Genomic DNA, 12137 nt, shown 5'->3' on the forward strand with positions numbered 1-12137 from the left:
ATCCACCGAAGTGGACGGGGTATCAACTTCTGGCGTTGATTTTTGGCACGCTGTTGAGTTCTCAAGGAACGGACGCTTCCTTTGTACTCACCCTCAGTAACACTGACTGGGGCTTTCCTCCGGGCTTTCGTTCTTGCGATTCAGACTCTATCAGAGTCTTTCTCGCTCGCTTTCCAGGTCCTTCGCTTTCGCGCTTTCCCTTTCCGGCGGTTCCGACTCTATCAGTGCTTTTCTTTCTCTCCGACCACCCGCTCGCCGCGCCGAAATGGCACGCCGAATCCCAGGAGTGGAGATCGAGATTTTCACTGCTTGAGGAGGAGTCCCGGCCATCGACTGTTCGCGAGATGTTCACGGAACACGTCTCGGCGGGAGTCACGACAGTACAGCCCCCGTGGGGCGCAGGCAAATCCATTCACGCGTATGGTCTAGTCCACCGGTCTAGTCCACTAGTCTCCGTGTCGAAGGGTCAGCCCGGGTCGGGGATCGACATCGGGCGAACCCGTACAAGCTGTGCAATATCCTTCACACGAAGATGCCCCACCCCCTGGGAGGCCCCCATGACCAGCGTGACGTCCCCACTTGCCGGACGCGCCATCGGACTCGCGGCAGTGCCCGACCCGGTGTTCTCCGGCGCGATGGTGGGCCCTGGCACCGCCATCGATCCCGTGCGTGAGCCCTCCGCGGCGGTGTCCCCCGTCGACGGTGTGGTCGTCTCCCTGCACCCGCACGCGTACGTCGTGGTCGACCGTGAGGGCCACGGCGTACTGACGCACCTCGGGATCGACACCGTCCAGCTCAACGGCGAGGGCTTCGAGCTGCTCGTGAACAAGGGCGACACGGTGGTCCGCGGCCAGGAGGTCATCCGCTGGGACCCGGCCGCCGTCGAGGCCGCCGGCAAGTCCCCCGTGTGCCCCGTCGTGGCGCTGGAGGCGACGGCCGACTCCCTCGCCGACGTGGTCGAGTCCGGGGACGTCAAGACCGACGACGCCCTCTTCAGCTGGCAGTAGGACCTCAAGGCGTCCGCCTGCTCCCACGGGCGGGCCGGACATCCACCGCGGCGGCTGCGGCTGCCGCTCAATCGGAGACGGGTGAAATGGAGACAACGCTGCGAGGCGTCGGCGTGAGCCACGGTGTGGCGATCGGCGAGGTGCGGCACATGGGTACGGCCGTCCTGGAGCCGCCGGCGAAGCAGATCTCCGCGGACGAGGCGGAGCGCGAACAGGGGCGCGCCCGTCAGGCCGTGGAAGCCGTGTCGGCCGACCTGATGGCGCGCGGCGAGCTGGCCGGCGGCGAGGCCCAGCACGTCCTGGAGGCCCAGGCGATGATCGCCACGGACCCCGAGCTGATGTCGGACGTGGACCGGCGGATCGTCGTCGGCAGCACGGCCGAGCGGGCCGTGTACGACGCGTTCGCCTCCTACCGCGACCTGCTCGCGGGGGCGGGCGAGTACATGGCCGGCCGGGTGGCCGACCTGGACGACGTGCGCAACCGGATCGTGGCGCGCCTGCTGGGCGTGCCGATGCCGGGTGTGCCGGACAGTGACGAGCCGTACGTGCTGATCGCGCGGGACCTGGCGCCCGCGGACACCGCGCTGCTGGACCCGGCGCTGGTGCTCGGCTTCGTCACCGAGGAGGGCGGGCCGACCAGTCACAGCGCGATCCTGGCGCGGGCGCTGGGCGTGCCGGCCATCGTGGCGCTGCCGGGCGCCGGGGAAATCGCCGAGGGCACGGTCATCGCCGTGGACGGCAGCACCGGTGACCTGTTCGTGGAGCCGACCCCGGAGAAGCGGGCGGAGCTGGAGGCCGCCGCGGCCGAGCGGAAGGCGGCGCTGGCCGCCTCTTCCGGTCCGGGCGCGACCTCCGACGGCCACAAGGTGCCGCTGCTGGCGAACGTGGGCGGGCCGGCGGACGTGCCGGCGGCGGTGGAGGCCGGGGCCGAGGGTGTGGGCCTCTTCCGCACCGAGTTCCTGTTCCTGGACGACAGCAAGAAGGCCCCGTCCGAGGAGAAGCAGATCGAGTCGTACCGCAAGGTGCTCGAGGCCTTCCCCGAGGGCCGGGTGGTCGTGCGCGTGCTGGACGCGGGCGCGGACAAGCCGCTGGACTTCCTGACTCCGGGGGACGAGCCGAACCCGGCGCTGGGCGTGCGGGGTCTGCGGACGCTGCTGGACCACCCGGAGGTGCTGCGGACGCAGCTCACGGCGCTGGCGAAGGCGGCGGAGGGCCTGCCGGTCTACCTCGAGGTGATGGCCCCGATGGTGGCGGACCGGATCGACGCGAAGGCGTTCGCGGACGCCTGCCGCGAGGCCGGTCTGGTGGCGAAGTTCGGTGCGATGGTGGAGATCCCCTCCGCCGCGCTGCGGGCGCGCTCGATCCTGCAGGAGGTGGAGTTCCTGTCGCTGGGCACGAACGACCTCGCGCAGTACGCCTTCGCCGCCGACCGTCAGGTGGGTGCGGTGTCGCGGCTGCAGGATCCGTGGCAGCCGGCGCTGCTCGACCTGATCGCCATGTCGGCCGAGGCCGCCAAGGCGGAGGGCAAGAGCTGCGGTGTCTGTGGTGAGGCCGCGTCGGATCCGCTGCTGGCCTGTGTGCTGACCGGTCTGGGGGTCACCTCCCTGTCGATGGGTGCCGCTTCGATCCCGTACGTGCGGGCGACGCTCGCCAAGCACACCCTCGCGCAGTGCGAGCGCGCGGCGGCGGCCGCGCGGGCCGCGGACAGCGCCGAGGAGGCGCGGGTGGCCGCGCAGGCGGTGCTGTCGGGCGAGTAGCCGGGCGCGTGTCGTGCCGGTCGAGGGGCCTTCGCCGTGGGCGGGGCCCCTCGGCCGTTTCCGGGGACGGGGCGGGCGCTAGGCCGTCTCTTCCGGATCTCGCCTGACCCGCGCCGCCCGGCAAGATCCGAAAGAGACGACCTAGGGGCGGGCGTGGGGGCCGGGGGTGTCGACCTCGTAGCCGGGGCAGTACTCGACGCCCGGTTCGGGGGCGACGGGCTCGCCGGTGTCGGCGTCGGTGCAGTAGGCGTCGAACACGGCCGCGGCGGACAGGGGCAGCAGGCGGCCGTGGTCCAGGCGCCAGCCGTGGACCCGGTCGTGGAAGCCCTCGGTGCTGCTGCGCAGGACCAGTCCGCCGGCTCCGCCGAGGGCGAGGCCGGCGGCCAGGACGGTCACGAAGTCGAGCTGGTCGCGGCCCTCGGCGCGCAGGGGTGCGCCCGGTTCGTCGGGCGCCTCGGCGTGCAGGACGGCGATGAGCTGCTGTTCCTCGGTGGGGATGCTGCAGACCAGGTGGTGGTGGCCGGGGCCGGCGCCGTCGACGAGGCGGCGCACCAGGGTGGAGGCCCGTTCGAAGGAGGCGCGGCCGATGTCCTCGCCGCAGTCCGCGCACTCCCCGATCCCGGCGAGCACCGCGCCGGCGTACTCCCAGGTGGCCTGGCGGGCGGCGGCGTCGACGAGGAGGGGTACGAGTTCCTCGACGGGCTGCCCGGTGTAGGGCAGGGCGGGGCCGCAGGCGAGTTCGGCGGTGAAGCGGGTGCGGGTCGGGGCGCTGTCGGGGTCCAGGCCGTGGTCGGCGCAGTAGTCGGCGTACTCGTCGGGGTCGAAGAGGGCGACGGTGGTGTGGATGCCCTGGGCGGCGAGGGAGCGCAGGAGCGCGTCGACGTGGCGTAGGTAGTCGGTGTATTCGTCGTGGTGGTCGAAGGCGAAGCTGCGGTAGTTCCGCATGGCCGCGAAGTCCCGGGCGTCGGCGAGGAGGCCGACGGTGCTGGGGACCTCGCGGCGCAGCTCACGGCGGAGGCGGGAGGTGGGTCGTGACGGCTTGGGCGTGGTGTTCATGGTTCCCCCTGAGTGGCGCGCCGGGTGGCGCGACGGCTTGCTCACTCAGAGTAGTCACGACCACTGACAGTCACTTCCGGGTGCGGCCGAGCTCCTCGTAGAAGGCGAGCAGGTCCGGGTTGTCGACCGAGCCGGGGTTGACCGCCTTGGCGAGCGGGGTGCCCTGGAGGAGGCGCTTGACGGGGACCTCGATGCGCTTGCCGGTGAGGGTGTGCGGGACGGCCGGGACCTCGATGACCTCGTCGGGGACGTGGCGCGGGGAGAGCTGTTCGCGGATGGTGGCGGCGATCTTCCCCCGCAGGGCCTCGTCGAGGACGGCGCCGGGGGCGAGGTGGACGAAGAGCGGCATCCAGTAGCCGCCGTTCGGCTCCTCCAGGCCGATGACCAGGGATTCCTTGATCTCGGGGAGGCGTTCGACGGCCTCGTAGATATCGGCGGAGCCCATTCGGACGCCCTGCCGGTTGAGGGTGGAGTCGGAGCGGCCGTGGATGACGACGGAGCCCCGGTCGGTGATCGTGATCCAGTCCCCGTGGCGCCAGACGCCGGGGAACATCTCGAAGTAGCTGTCGCGGTAGCGGCTGCCGTCGGCGTCGTTCCAGAAGTGGATCGGCATGGAGGGCATGGGGGCGGTGACGACGAGCTCGCCGACCTCGCCGGTGAGCGGCTTGCCGGACGGGTCCCAGGACTGGAGGTCCGTGCCGAGGCAGGCGGCCTGGAGTTCGCCGATGTGGACGGGGAGGGTGGGGACGGCGCCGGCGAAGCAGCTGCACACGTCGGTGCCGCCGCTGACGGAGGCGATCCACAGGTCCTCGGCGACCTCGTCGTGGAGCCAGCGGAAGCCGTCGGGCGGGAGCGGGGAGCCGGTGGTGGCGACGCACTTGACGGCGGAGAGGTCGAAGTCGCGGCCCGGGTGGACCTCGGCCTTCTTGCAGGCCATGACGTAGGCGGCGGAGGTGCCGTAGAGGGTGGCCCGGGTGCGTTCGGCGATGCGCCACTGGGCGCCGGTGTCGGGGAAGCCGGGGCTGCCGTCGTAGAGGACCACGGTGGTGCCGGTGAGCAGGCCGGAGACGAGGAAGTTCCACATCATCCAGCCGGTGGAGGTGTACCAGAAGAACCGGTCCTCGGGCCCGAGGTCGCAGTGCAGGCCGAGCTGCTTGAGGTGTTCCAGGAGGATCCCGCCCTGGGACTGGACGATCGCCTTGGGCGCGCCCGTGGTTCCCGAGGAGTAGAGGATCCACAGCGGGTGGTCGAAGGGGACGGGCTCGAAGACGGGTTCGACGTCGCCCGAGGTCAGCTCCGACCAGGCACGGGTGCCCTCGGGGGCGGGGGTGCCCAGGAGCGGGATGTGGACGACGGCGCGCAGCGAGGGGAGGCCTTCGCGCAGCTCGGCGACGGTCTCGCGGCGGTCGTGCCGCTTGCCGCCGTAGCGGTAGCCGTCGACGGTGAACAGCACGACGGGTTCGACCTGCTCGAAGCGGTCGAGGACGCTGCGGGCGCCGAAGTCGGGGGCGCAGGAGGTCCACACGCCGCCGACGGCAGCGGTGGCGAGGAGGGCCACGACGGCTTCGGGGATGTTGGGGAGGTAGCCGCTGACCCGGTCGCCGGGGCGGACGCCGAGGGCGCGCAGCTCGGCGGCGAGGGAACCGACCTGGCGGCGGAGCTCGGCCCAGGTGACGGGGGTGGGTTCGTGGGTCTCGTCCACGTGGAGGAGGGCCGGGTCCTGGGCGCGGGCGGGGTCCTCGGCGGCGCGCAGGGCGTGCTCGGCGTAGTTGAGGGTGGAGCCGGGGAACCAGCGGGCGCCGGGCATGGAGCGGTCGGCGAGGACGCTCTCGTAGGGGGTGGTGAACCGTACGTCGAACCATTCGGCGACGGCCTGCCAGAAGGTGTCGAGCTCGTCGACGGACCAGGCGTGCAGGGCGGGGTAGCCGCCGTCGGCGGGGGCGCCGAAGCGTTCGGCGGCCCAGGCCTGGAAGGCGGTGACGCGGGCCGCGGCGATCCTGTCGGGGCCCGGGGACCAGAGGGGTTCCGGCTGGGTGGCAGAGGTCATGGGTCGGCTCCCGGTCAAGTCTGTGGCTCGCGCTTCGTGTGCGTACGGTGCCACCGGTGCGGCGGTGTGCGCGCGGCGGCCCACTGGGACGATGCCATGTGATCGACATCCGCACCAGAGCCGTTCCCGGGTGCCCCGGGGCGATTCCCGCCGTTCCCCGTTGCCGTCCTGTCGGCCCGTTCCGGGTGAACGGCAGTTGAACGCCGCCCGCTCGGGCGGGGGGCGGTGGCAGGGTGATCGCCATGGACGGTCGTGAACTGGTGCGTGCGGTGCGGGAGATCGGTACGGCGCGCGGGCGGCGCGCCTGGCGCGCGGCGGTGCGCCACCGGCGGACGGACGCGGAGGGGCTGGCTCCGCGGGGTGTGGAGCGGGCGCGGGTGCCGGGGCTGCTGGAGGGGACGGAGCCCCGACCGGGCGGGGGCGTGCTGCGGTTCGCGCGCAGTGCGCTGACGGTGCGGGTGGGGCTGGGCGGGGTGGTGTTCTGGGGCTGGGACGGGGCCGGGCCGGAGCCCTCGTACGCGGTGCCGGGCGGGGGGCCCGGGCCCGATCCGCGGGCGGTGCTGGAGCCGGACACCGGGGGCGGCTGGCGGGTGGTCTCGGAGCGGGTGACGGTGGCGGTGTCGCGGCACGGGGCGGTGGAGGTGCGGACCCCGGGCGGGGCGGTGCTGCGGCGGGAGCTGCCGCCGCGGTGGTGGGATCCGGTGGAGGGGGCGGGCGGGGGCGGCTCGCGGTGGCTCCAGCGGGCGGAGGTGCCGGCGGACGCGCGGTTCTTCGGGCTGGGCGGGCGGGCGCGGGGGCCGCGGCTGCGGGACGGGGAGTACCGGCTGTGGAACACCGATCCGAAGGGCGGGTTCGGGCCGGACACCGATCCGCTGTACATCACGATGCCGGTGCAGGTGGTGGTCGCGGACGCGGGGACGCACCTGGCGTTCTACGACAACACCTGGGACGGGCGGGTGGTGCTGCGCGAGGGTGAGGAGGGGGCCGGGTCGGGGGCGGACCGGCCGGGGTGGAGCGAGCTGCGGCTGGAGGGCGGGCCGGCCCGGTGCTGGGTGCTGCCGGGAACTCCGGCGCGGGTGGCGCAGGGGTGGGCGGGGCTGACGGGGGCGCCGGCGGTGCCGCCGGAGTGGGCGCTGGGGTACCAGCACGCGCGGTGGGGGTTCGGGAGCGCGGCGGAGGTGCGGCGGGTGGTGGCGGGGTACGCGGAGCGGGGGCTGCCGCTGTCGGCCGTACACCTGGACATCGACCACTTCGACGGGCACCGGGTGTTCACGGTGGACCGGGAGGCCTTCCCGGACCTGCCGGGGCTGGCCGGGGAGCTGGGGGCGGCCGGGGTGCGGCTGGTGTCGATCGTGGACCCGGCGGTGAAGGTGGGGGACGCGGTGCACGCGGCGGGGCTGGAGGTCGGGCCGCACGGGGCGTTCGTGCGGGACGGGAAGGGGCGGGAGGTGCGGGGGGAGGTCTGGCCGGGTGAGTGCGCCTATCCGGACTTCACGGATCCGGCGGTGCGGGAGTGGTGGGGGCGGCTGTACGGGGAACGGCTCGCGCAGGGGTTCTCCGGGTTCTGGCACGACATGAACGAGCCGGTGTCGTTCGCGCCCTGGGGGGACGCCACGCTGCCCCGGTCGGCGCGGCACGTGCTGGAGGGGGCGGGGGGCGACCACCGGGAGGGGCACAACGTGTACGCGCTGGCGATGGCGCGGGCGGGGTGGGAGGGGCTGGTGCGGCTGCGGCCGGACGAGCGGCCGTTCCTGTTCTCCCGGTCGGGGTGGGCGGGGATGCAGCGGTACGGGGGGACCTGGTCGGGTGACGTGGAGAGCAGCTGGGAGGGGCTGCGGGCGTCGCTGGCGCTGGTGCTGGGGCTGGGGCTGTGCGGGGTGCCGTACTCGGGGCCGGACGTGGGGGGATTCGGGGGGGCGCCGTCGCCGGAGCTGTACCTGCGGTGGCTGGAGCTGGGGGCGTACCTGCCGTTGTTCCGGACGCATTCGGCGCTCTGGGCGGGGCGGCGGGAGCCGTGGGAGTTCGGGCCGGAGGTGGAGCGGGGGGCGGCGCGGGTGCTGGCGGAGCGGGAGCGGCTGCGGCCGTACTTCGTGACGCTGGCGCACCTGGCGCGGCGGACGGGGGCGCCGTACGTGCGGCCGCTGTGGTGGGGGGCGCCGGAGGACCGGCGGCTGCGGGACTGCGAGGACGCGTTCCTGCTGGGGGACGCGCTGCTGGTGGCGCCGGTGCTGGAGTGCGGGGCGGACCGGCGGGCGGTGCGGTTGCCGCGGGGGCGGTGGTACGACACGGCGACGGGGGCGGCGCACGAGGGGCCGGCCCAGGTGCTGCTGGACGCCCCGCCGGGGCGCACCCCCGTGCTGGCGCGGGCGGGGTCGGTGCTGCCGGTGCGGCGGGCGGACGGGTCGGTGGGCCTGGAGGCGTGGGCGCCGGCGCGGGGGCGGACCGGGGGCGGGGTGGTGATCCGGGATCCGGGGGCGGGGTTCGGGGCGGGCGAGGTGGAGCGGTACACCGTGCGGTGGGCCGGGGAGGCGGTGGTGGTGGAGGACGAGGCGGGGGGTGTGGTGAGCGGGGTGGAGGTGCGGGGGGTGTAGGCGCGGGCGTGCCGTTGCCCTGGCCGGGCGGGTTGCCCTTGCCCTGGCCGGGCGGGGCGCCGGGTGGCGGTGGCCTCGGGAGCCGGGCGGGGGTGTGCGGGGTCGCGGCCGGGGGGCGGGGGTGGCCGGTGGCGGGGCCGGGGTGCGGGGTTTTTTAGGTGTAGTGGCCTGCGAACCAGGCGTTGGCGGCCTGGGTGTGGAGGGGGAAGGCCAGTTCCGTCGGGGTGTGGAGGGTGTGCCAGCCCGTCGTCTCGTCGGTGGGGTGGGAGGGCGGGAGGGCGGTGGTCGGGCGGGGCGGGAGGAGGCCGAAGAGGAGGAGGTGGCCGTGGGGGGAACTGAGGGCGTCGGCGAGGGTCACGTCGGCGGCCGGGGCCTCGATGCCGGTTTCCTCGCGGAGTTCGCGGACCACCGCCTCGCGCCAGTCCTCGCCGAAGTCGACGAATCCGCCGGGGAGGGCCACGCCGCCCTTGGCCGGTTCGATCGTGCGGGTGATGACCACCAGGCCGGTGCCGGAGGCGTCCTCCACGGGGAGCAGGGCCACGGCCACCGGAAGGGGGTTTCGGTAGGTGACGGCGCCGCAGGCGGGGCAGGTGCGGGGCCAGTCGGTGGTGGCGAACGGGGCTCCGCAGGTGGAGCAGTGCGAGTCCCTCAGGTGTGCCGGCATGCGGCGATCGTATGCCAAGGGCCTTCGGGGGCGCCGGTTGGCATCCCTTCCCGCTGTGCGCCCGGCGTTCGGCGTGGCAGACTTCTGACGGATCGTCAGGTACCGGCTGTGGGAGGGGTCTTGGCACGCACACGTACACCCGTGGTGAGCGGATGGTTCGCCGACGGGCCGGACGGGTTCCGGCTGCTCGGAACGCGGTGTTCCGCCTGCGCGGCGGTGTTCTTCCCGCGCGAGGACGCGTACTGCCGCAATCCCCGCTGCCCCGGCGGCGGTTCGCTCGTGGAGGTGCCGCTGTCAGCGCGCGGCCGGGTCTGGTCCTACACCGACGGGCGCTACCGGCCGCCCGCCCCGTACGTGTCCGATCCGGACGTGCCGTGGGAGCCGTACACCCTGGTCGCGGTGGAGCTGGAGGCCGAGGGGATGGTCGTGCTCGGGCAGGCCGCGCCCGGGGTGACGCCGGCCGCTCTGGCGGTCGGCATGGAGGTGGAGGTGGTCGGCGGGGTGCTGCACGAGGACGCCGGGACCACCTGGACGACCTGGCGGTTCCGGCCGGTGGAGGGGGCGCGGTGAGCGGGGACGTGGCCGTGCTGGGGGCCGGTATGCACCCCTGGGGGAAGTGGGGGCGCAGCTTCGTGGAGTACGGGCGGGCCGCCGCGGCCTCCGCGCTCGCCGACGCCGGGCTGGAGTGGACCGACGTGCGGTCCGTGGTCGGCGCCGACACGGTGCGCGGCGGCTACCCGGGCTACGTCGCCGGGGCCACCTTCGCGCGGGCGCTCGGCTGGCAGGGCGCCCGGGTGACCAGCGTGTACGCGGCCTGCGCCTCCGGGGCCCAGGCCATCGGGGCGGCCCGGGCGCAGATCCTGGCCGGGCTGGCCGACGTGGTGCTGGTGGTGGGTGCGGACGCCGCGCCGAAGGGGTTCTTCGCCCCGGCCGGGGGTGAGCGGCCGGACGATCCCGACTGGCTGCGGTTCCGGGTGCTGGGGGCGACCAATCCGGCGTACTTCGGGCTGTACGCGCGCCGCCGCATCGCCCTGTACGGGGACACCGGCGAGGACTTCGCGCAGGTCAAGGTGAAGAACTCGGCGGCCGGGGCGCTCAATCCGAACGCCCGCTACCGCAAGGCGGTGACGGCCGAGGAGGTGGCGGCCTCCGCCGTGGTCGCCGATCCGCTGCGGCTGCTGGACATCTGCGCGACCTCCGACGGGGGCGCGGCGCTGGTGCTGGCGAGCATGGGGTTCGCGCGGGCGCGCGGGGTGGCCGACCCGGTGCGGATCCGGGCGGTGTCGACCGTGACGCCCACGTATCCGCGTACCGTGCTGGACCTGCCGGACATCGCGACCGACTCGGTGGTGGCGGTGGCGCCGGCGGCGGGCTCCTTCCGGGCCTCGATCGCCCGGGCGGCGTACGAGGAGGCGGGGGTGGGGCCGCAGGACCTGTCGCTGGCCGAGGTGTACGACCTGTCGACCGCGCTGGAGCTGGAGTGGTACGAGGACATCGGCCTGTGCGGTGAGGGCGAGGGGGCCAAGCTGCTGCGGGAGGGGGCGACCGCGCTCGGCGGGCGGGTGCCCGTCAACGCGAGCGGCGGGCTGGCCTCGTTCGGGGAGGCGGTGCCGGCTCAGGCCATCGCCCAGGTGTGCGAGCTGACCTGGCAGCTGCGCGGGACGGCGGGGGCCCGGCAGGTACCGGGGGCGCGGGTGGGGATCACCGCGAACCAGGGGCTGTTCGGGCACGGCTCGGCCGTCGTGGCGGTCCGCTGAGAAGTGCCGGGTGCCTCTCACCAGGGGTCGGGGCGGGCCGGGAGAAGTACCGCCGCCGGGGTGCTTGACGCTCCCCGGCGGCGGGTTCACACTCTCCCCACGGTCCCGCGCCGGGACCCCCGCAGCCCCCCATGAGAACCGCGGCCCGTACCCCAGTCGGCGGGGGTGCGGGCCGCCTCCATGCGCTCCGTCCGGTCAGGCTCCGGCCGTCAGGCCGGCCCGGCGGGCCCGGGCCAGCGACATGGCGTGTTCCACGACCCCCACCAGCACGTCCTTGACCGATTCGCGGTCGCGGGCGTCGCAGAGGAGCACCGGCACCTCCGTGTCGAGGTCGAGGGCCTCGCGGATGGTCACCACGGGGTGGCGGTCGGCCCCGTCGAAGCAGTTGACCGCCACGACGAAGGGCAGGCCGCGCCGCTCGAAGTAGTCGACGGCGGCGAAGCAGTCGGCGAGCCGGCGGGTGTCGGCGAGCACGACGGCACCGAGCGACCCCTGCGACAGCTCGTCCCACAGGAACCAGAAGCGGTCCTGCCCGGGGGTACCGAAGAGGTAGAGCACCAGGTCCTCGCGGAGGGTGATGCGGCCGAAGTCCATGGCCACGGTCGTGGTGCTCTTCTGCTCCACTCCCCCGGTGTCGTCGATGTCGGCGCCCGGCTCGGAGAGCGTCTCCTCCGTGCGCAGCGGACGGATCTCGCTCACCGCACTCACCATGGTGGTCTTGCCCACCCCGAAGCCTCCCGCGACCAGGATCTTCAAGGTCAGGGGTTCGACCGGCGACACGGCATGCATCGCACCGGTGCGGCTAGAGCGCCCGAAGGCCATCGATCACCTCGCGCAGAATGGATTCGTCAGGCAGTTCGGCCGGTGGGACCGGCCGGGTCACGTGGACCAGGGAGTCGTCCACGAGGTCGCCGATCAGGACCCGGACGACGCCGATGGCGAGGTCCAGGTCCGCGGCGAGCTCGGCTACGGACTGGGGGCGTTCCCGGCACAGCCCGAGGATGTGGGCGTGTTCCGGGGAGAGGGTCAGGTCCCAGACCGGATCGTCGGCCGCCGGTTCGGCGACGACCAGGGCGATCAGGTCGAGGCGGTGCTGGGCGGCGTGGCTGGTCCGGCCGCGGGTCATCGCGTACGGGCGTACGACGGGCCCCGCCTCGTCGTCGAACCAGTGCGGGTGGCCGCCCCCGTGCGCCGCGCCGGGGGTCCCGTCGGGGGCCGGGGAGTCCGGGAGGTGGTCGTGGCCTGGATCGCTCATACG

The 12137-nt window shown here is 74.0% G+C and carries 10 protein-coding genes; 5 read left to right on the forward strand and 5 right to left on the reverse strand.

All coding sequences use genetic code 11. The features are described 5' to 3' along the window. Window positions 1–557: 557 nt before the first annotated feature. Together ACFY0O_RS28355 and ptsP are read left to right on the forward strand one after the other, a co-directional pair. Window positions 558–1007 (forward strand): PTS glucose transporter subunit IIA, encoded by a 450-nt coding sequence (locus ACFY0O_RS28355; RefSeq protein WP_388951681.1) that lies wholly within the window; start codon window positions 558–560, stop codon window positions 1005–1007. An 86-nt stretch (window positions 1008–1093) separates the two neighbouring features. Then, on the forward strand, window positions 1094–2764 hold the full coding sequence (gene ptsP / locus ACFY0O_RS28360; protein ID WP_388951684.1) for a phosphoenolpyruvate--protein phosphotransferase: 1671 nt from the start codon (window positions 1094–1096) through the stop codon (window positions 2762–2764). A gap of 141 nt (window positions 2765–2905) precedes the next feature. Here the strand turns inward: ptsP and ACFY0O_RS28365 are convergent, their stop codons facing one another. Together ACFY0O_RS28365 and ACFY0O_RS28370 are read right to left on the reverse strand one after the other, a co-directional pair. After that, window positions 2906–3820, reverse strand: a complete 915-nt coding sequence (locus ACFY0O_RS28365; RefSeq protein WP_388951687.1) for a hypothetical protein — start codon at window positions 3818–3820, stop codon at window positions 2906–2908. A gap of 70 nt (window positions 3821–3890) precedes the next feature. Beyond that, the gene (locus tag ACFY0O_RS28370; RefSeq protein WP_388951689.1) at window positions 3891–5867 is read right to left on the reverse strand and encodes an acetoacetate--CoA ligase; all 1977 of its coding nucleotides are present in this window, start codon (window positions 5865–5867) and stop codon (window positions 3891–3893) included. A 242-nt stretch (window positions 5868–6109) separates the two neighbouring features. On the opposite strand from ACFY0O_RS28370, the gene ACFY0O_RS28375 reads away from it, so the two are divergent. Beyond that, entirely contained in the window at window positions 6110–8458 is a 2349-nt protein-coding gene (locus ACFY0O_RS28375) for a glycoside hydrolase family 31 protein (protein WP_388951691.1), read from the forward strand. A gap of 154 nt (window positions 8459–8612) precedes the next feature. Here the strand turns inward: ACFY0O_RS28375 and ACFY0O_RS28380 are convergent, their stop codons facing one another. Further along, window positions 8613–9122 carry an NUDIX domain-containing protein gene (locus ACFY0O_RS28380; RefSeq protein WP_388951694.1) on the reverse strand — a complete coding sequence of 170 codons (510 nt, stop codon included), beginning with the start codon at window positions 9120–9122 and terminating at the stop codon, window positions 8613–8615. A gap of 120 nt (window positions 9123–9242) precedes the next feature. Between ACFY0O_RS28380 and ACFY0O_RS28385 the strand changes: the two genes are divergently transcribed. Then, window positions 9243–9692 (forward strand): Zn-ribbon domain-containing OB-fold protein, encoded by a 450-nt coding sequence (locus ACFY0O_RS28385; RefSeq protein ID WP_388951697.1) that lies wholly within the window; start codon window positions 9243–9245, stop codon window positions 9690–9692. Continuing rightward, the gene (locus ACFY0O_RS28390) at window positions 9689–10879 is read left to right on the forward strand and encodes a lipid-transfer protein (RefSeq protein WP_388951699.1); all 1191 of its coding nucleotides are present in this window, start codon (window positions 9689–9691) and stop codon (window positions 10877–10879) included. Before ACFY0O_RS28385 ends, ACFY0O_RS28390 begins: the two co-directional genes overlap by 4 nt. Before the next feature lie 195 nt (window positions 10880–11074). Here ACFY0O_RS28390 and ACFY0O_RS28395 read toward each other — a convergent pair whose 3' ends face one another. Further along, window positions 11075–11701, reverse strand: a complete 627-nt coding sequence (locus ACFY0O_RS28395; RefSeq protein ID WP_388951702.1) for an ATP/GTP-binding protein — start codon at window positions 11699–11701, stop codon at window positions 11075–11077. Further along, window positions 11682–12134 (reverse strand): DUF742 domain-containing protein, encoded by a 453-nt coding sequence (locus ACFY0O_RS28400; protein ID WP_358894440.1) that lies wholly within the window; start codon window positions 12132–12134, stop codon window positions 11682–11684. The genes ACFY0O_RS28395 and ACFY0O_RS28400 overlap by 20 nt, the downstream gene beginning before the upstream one ends. Between the last annotated feature and the right edge of the window lie 3 nt (window positions 12135–12137).

Origin of the sequence: Streptomyces sp. NPDC001594, assembly GCF_042893675.1 — a bacterium.
Classification (GTDB): domain Bacteria; phylum Actinomycetota; class Actinomycetes; order Streptomycetales; family Streptomycetaceae; genus Streptomyces.